Source organism: Devosia sp. A16 (assembly GCF_001402915.1).
Lineage (GTDB): Bacteria > Pseudomonadota > Alphaproteobacteria > Rhizobiales > Devosiaceae > Devosia_A.
Window position 1 is genome coordinate 1,462,485 of record NZ_CP012945.1, and the last position, 16,534, is coordinate 1,479,018.

A 16,534-nucleotide genomic window follows, 5' to 3' on the forward strand; every position below is an offset into this window, starting at 1 on the left:
CTAGGCGGCAAGCCGCCAAGCTCCGCTGCCCTCTCCATCAAGGGGAGGGAGACGATAGAACCGAGAGCCGGCAGTCAGGTTTCCCTCCCCCTTGTGGGGAGGGTAGCGCAGCTGCGCGCGCAGCGAGTTAGCGGAGCTGGGTGGGGGTGGGCCCCACCCACGGTGCCTCCGCACACCCCCTCCGAGCTACGCTAGGTCGCTCTCGCTCCCAAGCTTCGCTTGCCTCCCCGTCAACGGGGAGGTGGGCATCGAGGTTGTGGCTGGATGTAGCCACGAGCACCGGCGGGCACCCTCCCCTTGACCGGGAGGGATGGGGTGGGGTGTGCAGCGCGCTCGACGCTCGCGGCGACCTACCCCTCCCGCCCCAACAACGGTGTCGGCCCATCCGCCGCACGCACCCAGGGCGTGTCATAACTCGGCGCATGGGCGAAGCGCCGCATCCCCAGCGTCAGCCGCGCCGTCGCGCCCGCCCCAAGCTTCACCGTAACCCACCGCCCGCCGACCGCCACCGGCGCGGCATCGCTCAGTTGCACGGACGTGATGTCGTGCTCCCCGAACACCCCGCCCTGGATCACCACTTCCGCCGCATGCACCGCGTCGGTGTTCACCAGCGTCAGCGTCGCGCCATCGTGCGTGAGGCCATCGACCAGCGCCGCGACGCCCTGCGGCAGCCCCGGGCGTTTGCCGGCCGCATCGAAATAGCGGAACCGCGCCACCTGCAACCCGCCATGATAGACATGCATCGGGCCGCCCAGCGTCAGCTGGGTCAGCGCCTCCACGACCATCGGCGTCAACTGCTGCCACATGTGGATGGTCATCGACTCCCGATAGTGATCCATCGTCTCCGGATCGTTCTCGGCCTTGCGATAACTGGCGATCTGCTCGGTGATGGTCTTGAGGTCGGCCCTCAGCACCTCTTCCGGATAGGTCGGATATTTGCCGCGCATGAACTTGAACCACTGCGCGGTGTTGCCGTTGAAGCCCATATGGCCGCCATTGGTCTTGCCGTAGCCGTGATAGTCAGGGTTCACTTTGTCGAACAGCTCGCCGGCCCAGCCGCGTTCGGCCCGCTCCGCGTCCTCCTCGGCCGTCGAGACGTTCCACAGGTACACCCCGTACATCGGATGGCAGCGGCGATAGTCGCGCCAGCCTTCGTCATAGTGCCGGTTCGGCACCAGTTGCTGGCCGCCCTCCTCGCGCCTGAGCCCCCACAGCATGTCGAGCTGCGAACGCGCCAGCTTGAGATGCGCCATATCGCCGGTAAGGACCGCCGCATTGACTCCGGAAACGCAGAGCGGTTCGAGCAGCGAGAACGAGCCGTGCGGCCAGCGCCAGCCGTAGTAACCGCCCCACCACTTGCCCTCGTTGTATTCGCCGATCTCGCCTGAGAGACCGATGTTGTCGGGCGTGATCCCGCCATTCCTTGCGGTGCGCTCCTCCCAGGCCGCGAGATAGTCGAGCACCCAGGCCCGGTATTTCTCCTCGCCGGTATAGGCGAAGGCGTGGGTCATCAACGAGGTGGCGCCGAGGTTGAGCGGCACGTCGCCGCGCGACTGCCGCTGGTTGATGCGGCTCAGGATTTCCGCATAGGTCGCATTGTCCGACCACGGCGTCTTCATGCCGTATCGGTCGATCCCCGGCAGGTCTTCGAAAGGCGGCAGATAGTCGTCGAGGATTTCGCGATGCGTCGACCAATCCTCCGCCGTCTGGGTGAAGCGCGGGCCCCGGCTGCCGGTGATGGGCGAGCGGATCAGCCGCTTCTCGGCATCCCAGTTCTGCGCCTCGGCGTCCTCGCCATTGTAGAAGCCGGCAAAGCGCCGGGTCCGCTGGCGGTCCTTGGGCACGGCGGGGTCGGCGAGCCCGAAGAAGTAGAAGAACAGGTTGCTCTCGCCGTGGTGCATCCAGTCGTAATAGGCGTCGTACTCGCGGTGGATCTGCCCGTATTCGGTCCACTGCCAGGTGATGCCGTCCCAGATGGTGCGCGAACGTTTGTAGACTTCCTCGGAGCCGCCCAGCGCGTAGAACAGCGGCATGTTCATGAACCCCTCATAGGGGTCGTCCGAACCATCCATGCCCGGCCAGCGATCGCGCCAGATCAGCGTGCCGTCGGCCCGCGTGTAGCGGTCGGCGAACTCGATCGCCGCCGCATCCAGCACCGCGAAGATCTGTCGCTGCAGCAGCGCCCATTCGGGCAAGGGGAGGATATCGCCCGCCGCGATGGACGGCAGGATTGGGGCGCTGCTCATGCTGGCTAGATCCGGTTGCCCGTCGTGGGGTCGAAGAGATTGATGGCGGCGGTATCGACGCTGAGATTGAGCGTATCGCCTGGTTTCGGCCGCGCCTTGGGCCCGAGCCGCGCCGTGATCAGCTGGCCGCCGACACTGACGATCACCATGGTGTCCGGGCCGGTCGGCTCGACCACGTCGACAACGCCGGCAAGCCCCGCCGCGCCTTGGCCGACATCGAGCGTTTCCGGCCGGATGCCGGCGGTCACTTCACGCCCGACGAACGCGCCGACATCCTGCTGCAACCCGCCGAGCGCCAGCGCGCCGGCACTGTGCCGCAGCACCAATCCGCCATCGCCCTGCTCCAGCATGCCGCTGAGGAAGTTCATCGTCGGCGAGCCGATGAAGCCGGCAACGAACATGTTGGCCGGCCGGTCGTAGATGGTTTCGGGGTCGGCGAGCTGCTGGATCACCCCGCCTTTCATCACCGCCACCTTGGTGCCGAGCGTCAGCGCCTCGACCTGGTCGTGCGTGACATAGACCGTGGTGGTGCCGAGCCGGTCGTGCAGCCGCTTGATCTCGGTGCGCATCTCGACGCGCAGCTTGGCGTCGAGATTGCTCAGCGGCTCGTCGAACAGGAACAGGTCGGGGTTGCGGACGATCGCCCGCCCCATGGCGACGCGCTGTCGCTGCCCGCCCGACAGTTGCCCCGGCTTGCGGTCGAGCAGGTGCTCGATCTGCAGGAGCTCCGCCGCGCGCTGCACCGCCGCCTCGCGCTCCCTGGCGTCCACCTTCCGCATCTCGAGTCCGAAACCGATATTCCGGCGCACCGGCATGGTCGGGTAGAGCGCGTAGGACTGGAACACCATGGCGATGTTGCGGTCCTTGGGATGCACGTCGTTGACGTTCCGGTCGCCGATCAGGATGTCGCCGCCCGAGCTGTTCTCGAGCCCGGCAATGATCGACAAGAGCGTGGACTTGCCGCAGCCCGAGGGCCCGAGCAGCACCAGGAAGCCGCCATCCTCGACTTCGATATCGATGTTGTTCAGCACCTCGACGGTGCCAAAACTCTTGCGGATGGAGTTGATCGACAGGGTCGCCATTGGATCAGCCTTTCACTGCGCCGGCGGTGAGGCCGGCGACCATCGCCCGCTGCACGATGGCGAACAGCACGATGACGGGGAGGATGGAAATCATGCCACCGGCGGCCAGCATGCCCCAGGGCAGCTGGAATTCGCCGACCATCAGCTGAAGCCCGACCGGCCAGGTGCGCGAGCCCTGGCTGGTGGTCAGCATCAGCGCGAACAGGAACTCGTTCCAGGCGGCGATGGCGACGAACACGCAGGTGGCGAGCAGCCCGTTGCGGGCGAGCGGGATCACCACCATGAACATGGCGCCCAGCCGCGTGGTGCCGTCGATGCGCGCGGCGCTCTCGAGCTCCTTGGGAGCGGCGTCGAAGAAGCCCTTCAGCATCCAGACGAACAGCGGCAGCAGGAAGCTGGTATAGGCCACCGCCAGGCCGACCGTGCTGTCGAGCAGGCCCACCTGCCGCATGATGATGAACAGCGGAATGATCATCAGCACCGCCGGGAACATCCGGACCACCAGGTAGCCCAGCATCAGCTGGGTGCGGCCCTTGAACTGGAAGCGGCTGAACGCATAGGCGGCGACCGTGCCGGTGAGCAGGCACAGCAGCACCGTGGTCGAGGTGACGATCAGGCTGTTGATCACCAGCACCGGATAGCCCGACTGGTTCCAGAGCTTGACGTAGTTCTCGAGGGTGATGCGCGACGGGATATACTGCATCGTCCGGGTGACGATGTCCTCTTCGAACTTCAGCGAGGTGAGGAAGGTCCAGAGGATCGGCGCGATGGCGATGAAGGCAAGGCCGATCAGGACGACGTAACTGACGACGTCCCAGATGAGTTTCGAACGTGAGCGGGTGGCAGCCATGGCGTCAGTCCTCGTTCACTTTGGAGAGCCGGACATAGGCCCAGGCAAAGCCCATCAGGAGGATGAACATGATCACCGAGAGGGCGCCGGCATAGCCGAAGTTGAAATCCTTGTAGGCGGTCTGGAAGGCATAGAGGCTCAGCACCTGGGTCGAGCGCCCCGGCCCGCCGCTGGTCAGGATCAGCAACAGGTCCGGCGAGTTCACCAACCCGATGACGCGCAGGATCACCGCCGCGGCGATGATGGTCTTCAGCATCGGCAGGGTGATCAGCCGGAGCTGCGAGAACGGCCCTGCCCCGTCGATATCGGCGGCCTTGTAGAGGTCGGACGGGATGCCCTTGAGGCCGGCCAGCAGCAGCAGCGTGAAGAACGGGAAACTGTGCCAGGCTTCGACCACGATCGCCGCCGCCATGGCGGTCGAGGGGTCGGCGAACCAGGCCTTGTAGCCATCGAGCCAGCCGAGCTTGACCAGAATGTCGTTGATCACCCCGAGGCGCGGATCGAGCATCAGCGCCCACATGTGGCCGGCGACCACGTTGGGCAGGAAATAGGGGAGCAGGATCAGTACCGCCAGCACTTTCGAACCGGGCAGGTTCCGGTTCAGCGCCAGTGCGGCGATCAGCCCGATGAGGAATTCGAGCGCGATGGCCGAGGTCACCCACACCGCCGTGTTACGCAGCGACACCCAGAAGATCGGGTCGGAGAACATCCGCACATAGTGCTTGAACCCGACCCAGTCGGTGCCGAGATCCGGCCGGTTGAGCCGCATCTCGCGAAAGCTCATCTGCATGCCGTAGAGCGTGGGATAGATCACCACGGCGGTGATCAACAGCGCGCTCGGGATCAGCAGCAGGTACATCCAGTACCGCGTCTCCGAGAGCTCGCCGATCATCCGGACCGGATTGATGCGATCCCAGGTGGTGCGGGGTGGCGGGTAGCTGATCCTCGCCTCGGCCATGCGGTACTCCTGGATTGTCTTCACGGACGAACGTATCGGGCAGCCCGCCTGTGGCCACTTCCACCGGCTGTCATCCCAGCGAAAGCTGGGATCCAAGCTTCCGCAAGCGCGGACTGTGAGATGGGTCCCTGCTTCCGCAGGGATGACACCGAGTTTGGGCGACGTTCAGCGCTTTGCCTTGCCACCTCAAGCAAGTCGGCGGCCGGCGCTGACCGGCCGCCATCGTGCAAACTCAGGCGATGGCCTGGGCCAGCCCGTCGATCATCTCGTCGACCGCCTGTTCTGGCGTCGCTTCCTTGATCAGGACGCGCTGGAAGGCGGGCAGCACCACGCTCTCGGACCAGCCGGCAAAACCGGCAAAGCTCGGCGCCGGAATGCCGAAACCGAGCGTATCGGCAGCGGGCTTGTAGAGCGGGTTGCCCGCGATGCGTTCGTCCTGCGCCGCCACCGTCGAGGCCGGGAAGTAGCCGGTCTTTTCGAGGAAGGCGACGGCCGCGTCGGGCTCGCCCCAGAACTTGATCCACTCCCAGCTGGCGTCGATCGTCTCGGGCTTGGTCACCGTGTTGTAGGCATAGCCGAGGCGCGACACCCGGTTGACCGGGCCGGCGGGGATCGCCGCGGTGGCGAACTCGACGCCGGCCTTGAGGAGCTTGGAATTGTCCTGGAACGAGCCGGTATGATGCCACAGCATCGCCGTCTGACCGGTCTGGAACGCTTCCATGATCTGGCGGAAGCCGTCGTTCGGGGCGCTGGGCGGCACCACGCCGTCCTTGACCAGGAGGCCCGACCACCAGTCGACCGCCTCGATCGCCTTGTCGCGGTCGAGGCTGATCGAGCCATCCTCGTGCATCAGCTTGGCGCCGAAACCTTCCATGACGTTGATCACGTAGGCTTGCCCGCCGGCACCGCCGCGCATGCCGAAGCCGAAGCGGCCCTTGGCCGGATCGGTCAGCTTGATCGCCGCGTCCCGGAACTCGGCATAGGTGGTCGGCGGCGCGAGGCCGGCTTCGTCGAACCAGTCCTTGCGGTAGTACATCCAGTCGACGAAGGTGAAGGCGGGAATGCCGTAGACCTTGCCTTCCTTGGTGATCGAGGCAAAGCGCGAGTCGTCGAAATCGCCGCGCCGCTCCCACGCCGCGATCCGATCGGTGAGGTCGGTGAGCCCACCCATGGCGACGAGGTCGGCAACGCGCTCCGACGACACCATGGTCGAATCCGGACGGCTGCCCGAGACCACCGCAGCGGTGATCTTGGCCATGAACTCGGGGTTGGGGATGTTCTCCTGCGTCACCGCGATATCGGGGTGTGCCGCGGCGAACAGCTTCATCACCTCTTCGAGCCCGGCGAACTCGGACTGGCTGGTGAAGGTGTGCCAATAGTTGATCGCCGTCTGCTGGGCGAATGCCTGGTGCGGCAGCAGCGCCGACGCCGCCAGCATGCCTCCGCCCAGCTTCAGGACCGAACGTCTGTCGAACTTGGCCGTCATGTGTCTCTCCTCCCTGATGATAGCTCAGTCATACAATCTGATATATCAGTGCCATGGTACCTCAGCCCCGCGCGGCGTCAACCGCTCCGTGACTGCGACCTTCGTCAGGGCCGTCTCATCGAGTTTCTTGAAGTCGAACTCGTAGCCGATGCCCGGCGCGTCGCTGACCGTCAGGTTGCCGTCGACGATCGAGAGCGGCCCGAGCTTGTCGAGGCCTTTGATCTGGTCCTCGTTCATCACCAACTGCTCGTAATAGTCGTTGTTCGAGATGGCGGCGCAGATCTGCGCATTCTCGAGCCCCATGCCGTGCACCTGGGCCCGCATGCCGTGGCTTTCCGAGAGGTGCGCCACCTTCATCGAGCCGGTGAAGCCGCCCTTGTAGAAGGTCGAGACGCGCGTCATGTCGAGCGCCTTGTTCTCGATCCAGGTCGCCATGTTGCCATGCACGCCATCCGAGGTTTCGGCGGCGAGGATCGGAATATCGAGCTTCTCGCAGAGCTTGGTGTAGCTGCCGAGGTGGAACTCACGCATCGGCTCCTCGTACCAGAGGAAGCCGAGATCCTGGATCGCCTTGCCGAACTCCAGCGCGTTCACATAGTCCCAGCCGGCCGAACCGTCGAACATCAGGTCCGCGTCGGGACCCACCCACTTGCGTAGGTTCTTGCAGAGCTCGATGTCGCGCTTCACCGGGCCGCCCCAGGCATGCAGCTTGAACGCCTTGAAGCCGACGTCGCGGCTCATCTTGATGTAGCGCTCGTACTCTTCCATCGTCGGCCAGGTGACCGTCGAGGCATAGGCCGGCACCACCCGGTCGTCGCCGCCCAGCATCTGGTAGATCGGCATCTTGGCGTGCTGGGATTTCACGTCCCAGCACAGCATGTCGAGCATGCCGAGCGAGCGCATATGGAACTCTTCGATGCGATCGAGCTCCCAGATCAGCCGCCACATCCGCTCGGTCAACAGCGGGTTCTCGCCGATGAATTCGTGGTAACGCCGGCGCACCAGGTCGATAACCGCCTCGCCGCGCCCCATCTCGATGACGCCGTTGATGCCGGCGTCGGTCTCCATGCGGATCACCGCCTTGTGCGGCTTCGAGCCGCGCGGGATGTCACCATGCGAGCCGGGAATGCCGTCGCGCCAGATGAATTTCGGCCCCGGCTCGTGCTCGACCAGCCATGCCGTGAATCCCGTGATCTGCATTCAAATCCTCCTAAACAAATCCCTGGCGGCCATCGCAGGCAGGACCTGGCTCCACCAGGTCCCCGCGGCCGCTAACCCTTTTCCGCGCCCGACAGCATGCCGGAGCGTACGAACCGCTGCGCGGCCATGAAGATCAGCAGCACCGGCAGCACCACGAGAATGGCGGCGAGCACCACCTCGGGCTTCTTGATCGGCACATCGTTGGACGGCAGGTTGCTGAGCGCACCCGAGCCACTCACCAGCGCCGTCAGCCCCACCGGTAGGTTGTAGAGCTTGTCGTCGCTGAGCAGCACGAAGGCGAGGAAGTAGTTCGACCAGATGCCGAGGAAACTGAAGAAGGCCACCAGCGCGATGATCGGCCGGGCCAGCGGCAGCGCAATGCGGCTGAACAACTGGAAGCGGTTGGCGCCGTCGACCCGGGCGGAATCCATCACCCCCTTGGGCAGCGAGGTCGAGAAGTAGACATAGGTGAGGTAGACGCCGAAGGGAAAAAACCCCGAAGCGAGGATCAACCCGGCATAGGTATTGTTGAGACCCAGGAGGTTCATCTCGAGAAAGATCGGCAGCACCACCGCCGTCGAGGGAGTGATCATCGCGATCAGCGTGAAGATGAGCACCAGCCTGCGCCCGGGAAACTCCGAGGCGGCCAGCGCATAGCCCGCCGGAATGCAGGCGATGAGCGACAGCAGCACCCCGCCCACCACGTAGATCAGCGAGTTTACCGTCCAGCTGAGGATCTGGAAGTTGTTGTAGGTGGTGAGGTTGTTCCAAGTGCGGACGAACGAATCCCAGTCGCCCAGCGCGAACGGCGACTGCGTCAGCAGCGAGGATTCCGAGCGCGTGCCGGCGATGAACAGCCACAGCAGCGGAATGCCGTAGAAGCAGACCGCGAAAGCCAGCGTCGCGAAGACGACGAAGCGGCCGGGGTTGAGGCGCAGCGGGGCCTGTCTGGTGCTCATCGGCCCCTCAATCGATCTTGTAGAACTTGGTGGCGAAGACGATCACCAGTGCGATGATGATCGAGGCGCCGACCAGCAGCGTACTGAGCGCCGCCGAGGCGCCGAAATCGCCCATCCGGAAGGCGTATTGGAACGCCATCTGGTTCAGCGACCAGTCGTTCTGCGCGAATTGCGGCCCGGCGAGGCCCATCAGCTGCGGCTCGACGAAGAGCTGCAACCCGCCGGCAAAGCTCAGGATTCCCATCAGCACCAGGGAACGCCAGATCATCGGCAGCTTGATCCGCGTGGCGAGCTGGAAACGGTTGGCGCCGTCGATGCGCGCCGCCTCCATCACCTCGGTGGGAAGGCTCGAAAGCGCCCCGCCGAACACCACGATCCAGCCGCCCGAAGCCGAGAAATACGCCATGATGGCGAACACCCCGGCGAGCCCGATGCCCGAGATCACATCGGCGCGCGTGCCCCAGCCGAGCGTGTGCAGCACCGGCTGGAACGGGCTGACCGAAGGGTCGAGCACGAACAGCCACAACACCACGATGGCCGACGAGGTAACGGCGCCGGGGAGGAAGTAGATGGTCCTCAGCGTGTTGGCAGTCTTGCGATTGATGCTGTCGAGCATCAGCGACAGCACCGCCACGCCGATCATCGTCAGCGTCACCCAGATGGCGACGAAGGTCAGAACGTTGACGACGCTCGCCGGCACACGGAAGTCGTCGAAAACGAACTGGTAGTTGGTGACCCCCCAGAACACCATTTCGATGGTGTCGAAGAAGCTGAGCCCGAAGGCATAGGCGATCGGGAACAGCCCGAACATCAGCAGCAGCACCAGATACGGCGCCAGCAGCAGGTACGACATGCGCGTGTCGCGCCGTCCCTTCTGCTTCGCCTTGCGGGCACGGTCGCTCGCCGCCGCCCTCACATCGGTTGCCATTGCCGTCGCGCTCATCATTGCCCCTGAACTGGTCGGCCGGACGCACCAGCTGCGTCCGGCCGATGTCGCTTACTCGACCTGGTAGCCGTTGAGCTTGGCGAGGTTGGTGAGTTCGGTCTGCAGCGCCGGGAGCGCGCCTTCGACCGTGCCGCCGCTGGCCAGCGGCTGCACCACCACCTTGGCGATCGCATCGCTGACCGAGAAGCGCAGGCTCACATAGCCGGGATGGCTGAACGCCGCCGCATCGGCTTCCACCTTGAAGACGTTCGGATCGGCATAATAGGCGTCGCTGGCGAGGCGCGCGCCCCAGGCTTCGGCCGACGGCCGGTGCCCCGGCAGCGTCACGGCCGCGGTCTGGTTGGCGACGTCCGTCGACATCCAGGTCACGAGATCGACCGCCTCGGCCGGGTGCGCAGTGTCCTTCCAGGCGCCATAGGTGCCGCCACCCCAGCTCCAGGTCAGCGGCTGGCTCTGGTCGTCCCACTTCAGCGGCAGCGCCGCGGCAAGCTTGCCGGCCGGCCATTCATAGGTCGGCTTGATCACATATTCGCCGAACCAGGTCGGCCCGATCATCAGAGGGATCTTGCCGGCCTTGGCGAGCGCCACGAAATCCGGCTCGAACGGCCCCACCTTGGTGAGGCTGCCATTCTTCAGCATGGCATCGACCATGCGCGCCGGCTTCAGGCACTTCTCGGTGGTGAGGTCGATCTTGACCGTATCTTCCTTGCCTTCCACCGGCATCACCATGTCGCAGCCGTCGGAGACCAGCATCGCATAGAGCGGGAACGCCTCGACGCCGGTGCCGAGGCTGAGACCCTGCGGCGCCAGCTCTTCGCCGAGCTTCTGGAACTCTTCCCAGGTGGTCGGCACGGCCTTGCCGAGCGCTTCCATCGCCGGCTTGTCGTACCAGACGATCATGTGCGCGAGGTCGTTGCGCATGCACAGCAGCTTGCCGTTCACATGGCAGGGCGAATTGCCGTTGGGGTAGAACTCGTCCTGCAGCGCCTGCGGCACCTTGTCGGTCAGGTCCATCAGGTAGTTGGAGCGACGGGTCGAGAGCTGCGCCGTGTAGCCGATATCCGACATGAAAATCACGTCGGGAATCTCGCTCTTGGCCTGCAGGGCCAACTGGATCTTGGCGATCAGGTCTGCCGGCGCCACCGTGGTGACGTTGAGCGTCACGTTGTCATGGGTCTTGTCGTAGAGATCGAACATGCTGAGGCGCGGCGTGTCCGACCAGACGTTCAGCGTCACGGCATCCTGCGCCATTGCAGCGCCGGCCATCAGGCCGAGGGCGATAGTTGTTGCCATGCCGCCGGCGCGTGCGGCGGTCCTTGTACGAAACATAGTCTCTCCTCCTCTGTGTCCGGCTGAGCCGGTTCTATCTGCCGACGGCCGATGCCATGACGGCGCCCGCTGCGTCGAAGACATGCACCCGGTCGGCCCTGAGCCCGACCTGGACCTCCTGCCCCGGCTCGAGGTCGGAATGGCCCATCACCTGCACGGTGATGACCTCCGGCGTCCCCCCATCGAGATAGGCGTAAGTGATATTGCCGAGCCGCTCGACCGACTCGACCCTGGCCGGCAGCGCGGTCAGCCCGGCGGGCACTGCGGCGCCCCTGGCGACCACCTCCAGCGTTTCCGGCCGCACCCCGAGCGTCACGGCGTCGCCGACGCTGGCGCCGCGCGCCGCGAGGTCGACTTTCGTTCCGCTGCCGGTTTCGAGGCCCATGGTCGCCTTGCCGTCGGCGGTGCTCAGCACCTTGGCCGGCAGCAGGTTCATCTTGGGCGAGCCGATGAAGCCGGCGACGAACAGGTTGTTGGGGCGCGCATAGAGATCGAGCGGTGGCCCGACCTGCTGGATACGGCCGTTATCGAGCGCCACGATGCGGTCGGCGAGCGTCATCGCTTCGACCTGGTCGTGCGTCACATAGATCATCGTGGTGCCGAGCTCACGGTGGAGGCGCTCGATCTCGAGCCGCATCTGCACCCGCAGCGCCGCATCGAGATTCGATAGCGGCTCGTCGAACAGGAATACTTTCGGGTTGCGCACGATGGCGCGACCGATGGCGACGCGCTGACGCTGCCCGCCCGACAGCTGCGCCGGGGATCGGCCGAGCAGCTCGTTGAGCCTGAGGATTCGCGCCGCTTCCTTGACCCGCTTGTCGATCTCGTCCCGACTGAGGCGCGCCAGCTTCAGGTTGAAGGCGATGTTGTCGTAGACGTTCATGTGTGGGTAGAGCGCGTAGGACTGGAACACCATGGCGATGCCCCGCTCCGACGGCTCGGCGAAGGTCACGTCCTCGCCGTCGATCAGGATATCGCCATCGCTCACCGTCTCGAGGCCGGCGATCATCCGCAGAAGCGTCGACTTGCCCGAACCCGAGGCGCCGACGAACACCACGAACTCGCCCTTGTCGATGCTCAGATCGACGCCCTTGATGACGTCGACCGTGCCGAACGACTTGCGCACATTCCTGAGCTCGACCGCGGCCACTAGCAGCCCCTGCCCGTCGACCGCGACGTCATCACCAGCTTCATGCTACCCCTCCGTTGAGATATTATTGAGCGACGATGATATCTCAAGTCAAGGCGTCAACTCGGCCTTCCAGCGCCCAAACCCGGCCACATCGCGTGATCTGGTAGCTCGCGAGCTGCACAGAAACCTGTGTTCTCTGCAGTTTTGCTGAGATTTCCAAAGCGCCAGTTGATATACTAAAGTCCGAACACGCAGCTCGATCTATTCACCGGTGAAAATGTCTGACGTCCGCAACGACAACGAAGGGTACCGCCGCTTCCGCAAGGCGATGAATGACGGCACGCTGGAGGCTGGCATGGTGGTGACCCAGTCGGAGCTCTGCGACCTGCTTGGATTGTCGCTGTCGCCGCTGCGCGAGACGCTGGTGCTGCTCGAGGAATTCGGCCTGGTCGAGATCAAGCCGCGCGCCGGCATCAAGATCGTCTACCCGGAGGTGGCGTTCATCCGCGAGAACTACCAGTTCCGCATCATGATCGAGATCTTCGCACTGAAGAGCTTCGGTGACACCGTGTCGGACGCCTGGCTGGCCGACATGCGCTCGAGCCACGAACAATGCCGCATCAGCCTCACCGACGGCAGCCCGTTCGAGGCGGCGCACATCCCGTTCCTCGAGCTCGATGGCCGGATGCACCGCGAGATCGTCGCCTCGCTCGGCAATCGCGCCATCCTCGATACGCACGAGCGCCTGCAGGAGAACATCCGCATGGCGCAGCGCGTCCACCGCCGCCCCGGCTTCCGCGGCTATCTGGTCGACACCGTGGACGAGCACATGCGCGTCATCGCGGCGCTGGAACAGCGGGATGTGGCTGGAGCGATTGCGGCGATGGAAGGCCACTTCCGCGCCTCGACGCATCGGACGTTCGCGGCCTGATTCCCGACTGCGAGAGAGGACCCCCTCCCGGCCTCCCCCATGAAGGGGGAGGTGAAGATTCGAGGCTCTGTCTTCGATCGTGCCAAACGCACCGGCGGGGCACCTCCCCCTTCATGGGGGAGGATGGGAGGGGGCCGTCTGTCTCGGCTGACTCACCCCTACACAAACATCCCCAGATGCCGCTGCAGCGCTGCGTTGAAATGCGCCACCAGGGCCGCCTCGGCCCGGTCGGGGTCGCGCGCTTCGCACGCCTCGATGATTTCGAGGTGTTCACGGATCGAGCGTTGCGCCAGCGGGGCTGTGAGCTTGCGGTCGAGCCGGACCAGGCGCAGGTAGGTGTGCATGCGCCGGTAACTGGTCTCGATCAGGGCGTTCCTCAGGATCGCGATGATCGAGTTGTGCAGCAGGCTCTCCAGCGCCTCGAGCTCTTCCATCGTCGCCATGGTGAGCCCCGACGTCTCGATCTGCTTTGATACGGCGCGGTGCCGGTCGCCCAGCTCGCCGATCAGGTCTTCGTCGCCCAGTTCGGCAAAAGTGCGCACGGCCGCCCGCTCGATGATGGTGCGGAACTGGTAGGTCGATTTGGTGAGCTCGAGTCCCGGCTTGACGAACTGGATGCCGGAGCGCGGATGGATGGTGAGGATGCCCTCGACTTCCAGCGTCCGCAGCGCATCGCGCAACGGCGCCACCGGAATGCCGAGCAGCTTCACCAGATCGTTCTGCGACACGAAAGCGCCGGCCGGCAGCCGTCGGTCGAACAGGTTTTCCAGGATCCGTGTGTAGGCCAGATCGCTCAACCGCCCGGCCGGTTGAGACTCGCTCGGGCCGGTCACGGCGTCCTCATTCACAGCCACTTGTGCGTCCGCTTTCATTGCTCTATTAGCATCACCGTCTGATATATCAGATGTTCATGTTAGTCGATCAGAGATCGCCAGCCTATGCGCATTTCGGAATTCCGCATCACCCGTTTCCAGTTTGCCCGCGACCGCGTGATCGGCGACAGCCAGGTCCGCGCCGACGACGTGAACATAGCGGCGCTCGAACTGATTGCCGATACCGGCGCGGTCGGGTTGGGGTTTATCCAGACCTTGTTTTTCCCGCTGCCCGATCAGGCCGAGATCGAGCGGGTCTTCCGCTCGGAAGTCTGGCCCGGCCTCGAAGGCCAGCCACCCGCCGGGCTGGTGCATCGCGTCGGCCGGCCGCGCGGCGGCAACCAGCGCGCCACCACCCTCCCCTTCCATGAAGCGCTGCAGGTCGCGCTCTGGGATCTCGCCGCCAAGCAGGTGAACCTGCCGCTGCACCGGCTGCTGGGCAGCCGTCGCGACAAGGTCGAGGCCTATGCCTCGGGCCTCGATTTCCACCTTTCGGACGATGACTTCGCGAAATTCTTCGGCCATGCCGACGCGATCGGCTACCGCGCCTTCAAGATCAAGGTCGGCAGCCCGGATTTCGACTGGGACCTCAACCGCCTGAACATTCTCAAAGAGGTGGTCCGCAAGGACGCCCTGGTGATGATCGACGCCAACGAGGCCTGGGGCGCCAAGGAGGCGCTGGTGAAGCTCACCGCCATCCGCGATGCCGGCCACGAACTGCTCTGGGTCGAAGACCCGATCCTGCGCACCGACTATGCCGGGCTCAGGATGCTGAAGGACGCGGCCAACTGGACGCTGATCAACTCCGGCGAATATCTCGACGCCCACGGCAAGCGCCTGCTGATGGAACAGGACGCGACCGATATCCTCAACGTCCATGGCCAGGTCACCGACGTGATGCGCATCGGCTGGCTCGCCGCCGATCGCGGCATTCCGGTCAGCCTCGGCAACACCTTCCTCGAGGTGGGCATCCACATGGCCTGTGCGCTCCCCGAAGTGCAGTGGCTCGAATACTCGTTTCAGAACTTCGACCACCTGGTCGACCAGCCGGTCGAGATCCGTGACGGCTGGGCCTATGCCCCCGATCGCCCCGGCCACGGCCTGGTGCTGAACGAAACCGCCCGCCGCGAGTGGGCCCGCCCCAACCTCTTGCCGCGCTCCGAGCTCGGCGAAGCCCCGTTCAATCCGCGCGTCGCCCAGGCGCTGCGCGCGGCCTGAAGTCCAAGCGAGTTCTGTCATCCAGGGAGGAGACATCCAAATGAATCTTCTGCGCACCACCGTGGCGCTCTCGGCGATCCTCGTCGCCGGCGCCGCTCTTGCCCAGGACGGTGCCATCACCGTCTGGGCCGACGCCACCCGCCAGCCGGCGGTCGAAGCGTTCATCGCCGCCCATCCGGAAGTGCCGGTCAACTTGGTGCTCGACGATGGCTCGTCGGGCGCCTCGGGCACCTTCCAGACCAAGATCAGCCTCGCCGACCAGGCCAATGAAGGCTGGCCGGACGTGGTGTTCTCCACCCAGAACAACGACGCCGCCTGGGCCGCCCGCGAGAACAACGGCGCCCAGGCCTTCGCCCAGGTGCTGAACGAGGGCTTCCTCGACCAGGCCTTCCTCGATGGCTTCACCCCGGGCGCACTCGACCCGGTAACCGTCGACGGCAAGGTCTACGGCCTACGCAACGACCTCGCGCCGGTGCTGTTCTGGTACAACAAGACCCTGCTCGATCAGTTCGGCTACGCCGCCCCGACCACCTGGGAAGAGTACCAAGCGCTGGGCGACAAACTCGCCGCCGAGCACCCCGGCTACTTCCTCGGCGCCATCGGCGACGCCTTCCAGGGCCCGTACATCTATTACTGGAGCGGCGAAGCGCCGATCTTCCAGCTCGAAGGCGAAACCTTCAAGTCCGACACTTCGGCGCCGAACGCGGTGAAGGTCTCCAACCTCATCGACCACATGGTCGCCAACAAGACGCTGACGCTCGACAGCGTGTTCGGCGCCAATTTCGTCGCCAGCGCGGCCAATCTCGTCGCCATCCCCGGTCCCGCCTGGTACTCGGGCGCACTGTTCCAGAACCCCGGTGGCGTCAATGCCAAGGCCGGCGACTGGGTCGCCGCGCCGCCACTGAAATGGGCCGATGGCGCTGCGGTCACCGGTAATGTCGGCGGCGGCGTCTGGTACGCGTCGAGCCACACGAAAAACCCCGAGGCGGTGAAGACCTTCCTCAAGTTCGTCATCAGCGACACCAAGGTCGCGGGCACCGGCGGCCTGCCGGCCTATCAGGCGGCGGCCGATGCCTGGCTCGACGCGCAGGCGGCGAGCGGCTTCTACGCCGGCGACTTCAAGGCTGCGATCCAGACGGCCGCTTCGAGCGTCTGGAACGGCTGGGGCTACCCCAACTTCTCGCCCGAAACCGCCTGGGCCAAGGTCGTCACCCCCGGCCTCGCCGCCGGCAAGACCATGACCGACCTCGCCGCCGACTGGCAGCAGGAAATGAAGAACGAAGCCCAGGTCGTCGGCTACACGGTCGAGTGATCCCTTCACCTCT

14 protein-coding genes are annotated in these 16,534 nt (G+C 65.1%); 3 read left to right on the forward strand and 11 right to left on the reverse strand.

Translation table 11 applies throughout. The features are described from left to right. Nucleotides 1-350 precede the first annotated feature (350 nt). From APS40_RS07055 to APS40_RS07100, 10 genes are all read right to left on the reverse strand, one after another. A complete protein-coding gene (locus tag APS40_RS07055) occupies nt 351-2,246 on the reverse strand; it encodes a hypothetical protein (RefSeq protein ID WP_055046376.1) in 1,896 nt (631 codons plus the stop codon). A gap of 5 nt (nt 2,247-2,251) precedes the next feature. Next, on the reverse strand, nt 2,252-3,328 hold the full coding sequence (locus tag APS40_RS07060) for an ABC transporter ATP-binding protein (RefSeq protein ID WP_055046377.1): 1,077 nt from the start codon (nt 3,326-3,328) through the stop codon (nt 2,252-2,254). 4 nt (nt 3,329-3,332) lie between these two features. After that, the gene (locus tag APS40_RS07065; protein ID WP_055046378.1) at nt 3,333-4,178 is read right to left on the reverse strand and encodes a carbohydrate ABC transporter permease; all 846 of its coding nucleotides are present in this window, start codon (nt 4,176-4,178) and stop codon (nt 3,333-3,335) included. 4 nt (nt 4,179-4,182) lie between these two features. Then, nucleotides 4,183-5,136 (reverse strand): carbohydrate ABC transporter permease, encoded by a 954-nt coding sequence (locus APS40_RS07070; RefSeq protein ID WP_055046379.1) that lies wholly within the window; start codon nt 5,134-5,136, stop codon nt 4,183-4,185. Nucleotides 5,137-5,368: 232 nt separating this feature from the next. Then, nucleotides 5,369-6,622, reverse strand: coding sequence for an extracellular solute-binding protein (locus APS40_RS07075; protein ID WP_055046380.1), 1,254 nt, complete (start codon nt 6,620-6,622; stop codon nt 5,369-5,371). 45 nt (nt 6,623-6,667) lie between these two features. Continuing rightward, nucleotides 6,668-7,822, reverse strand: coding sequence for an enolase C-terminal domain-like protein (locus APS40_RS07080; RefSeq protein WP_055046381.1), 1,155 nt, complete (start codon nt 7,820-7,822; stop codon nt 6,668-6,670). Between the two features lie 71 nt (nt 7,823-7,893). Next, a complete protein-coding gene (locus tag APS40_RS07085) occupies nt 7,894-8,781 on the reverse strand; it encodes a carbohydrate ABC transporter permease (RefSeq protein WP_055046382.1) in 888 nt (295 codons plus the stop codon). A gap of 7 nt (nt 8,782-8,788) precedes the next feature. Further along, entirely contained in the window at nt 8,789-9,709 is a 921-nt protein-coding gene (locus APS40_RS07090) for a carbohydrate ABC transporter permease (protein ID WP_055046383.1), read from the reverse strand. 69 nt (nt 9,710-9,778) lie between these two features. After that, complete coding sequence (locus tag APS40_RS07095) at nt 9,779-11,056, reverse strand: ABC transporter substrate-binding protein (RefSeq protein ID WP_055046384.1); 1,278 nt, start codon at nt 11,054-11,056, stop codon at nt 9,779-9,781. A gap of 34 nt (nt 11,057-11,090) precedes the next feature. After that, the gene (locus APS40_RS07100; protein ID WP_055046385.1) at nt 11,091-12,206 is read right to left on the reverse strand and encodes an ABC transporter ATP-binding protein; all 1,116 of its coding nucleotides are present in this window, start codon (nt 12,204-12,206) and stop codon (nt 11,091-11,093) included. Nucleotides 12,207-12,465: 259 nt separating this feature from the next. Here APS40_RS07100 and APS40_RS07105 point away from each other — a divergent pair, with 259 nt between their 5' ends. After that, a complete protein-coding gene (locus APS40_RS07105) occupies nt 12,466-13,119 on the forward strand; it encodes a GntR family transcriptional regulator (protein WP_055046386.1) in 654 nt (217 codons plus the stop codon). Between the two features lie 158 nt (nt 13,120-13,277). On the opposite strand, the gene APS40_RS07110 is transcribed toward APS40_RS07105, so the two are convergent. Continuing rightward, nucleotides 13,278-13,973: a GntR family transcriptional regulator gene (locus APS40_RS07110; protein ID WP_236884215.1), complete on the reverse strand. Its 696-nt coding sequence runs from the start codon at nt 13,971-13,973 to the stop codon at nt 13,278-13,280. A gap of 84 nt (nt 13,974-14,057) precedes the next feature. Between APS40_RS07110 and APS40_RS07115 the strand changes: the two genes are divergently transcribed. Then, on the forward strand, nt 14,058-15,209 hold the full coding sequence (locus APS40_RS07115) for a mandelate racemase/muconate lactonizing enzyme family protein (RefSeq protein WP_055046388.1): 1,152 nt from the start codon (nt 14,058-14,060) through the stop codon (nt 15,207-15,209). A 40-nt stretch (nt 15,210-15,249) separates the two neighbouring features. Further along, nucleotides 15,250-16,521, forward strand: coding sequence for an ABC transporter substrate-binding protein (locus APS40_RS07120; RefSeq protein ID WP_055046389.1), 1,272 nt, complete (start codon nt 15,250-15,252; stop codon nt 16,519-16,521). The last annotated feature ends 13 nt before the right edge of the window (nt 16,522-16,534 follow it).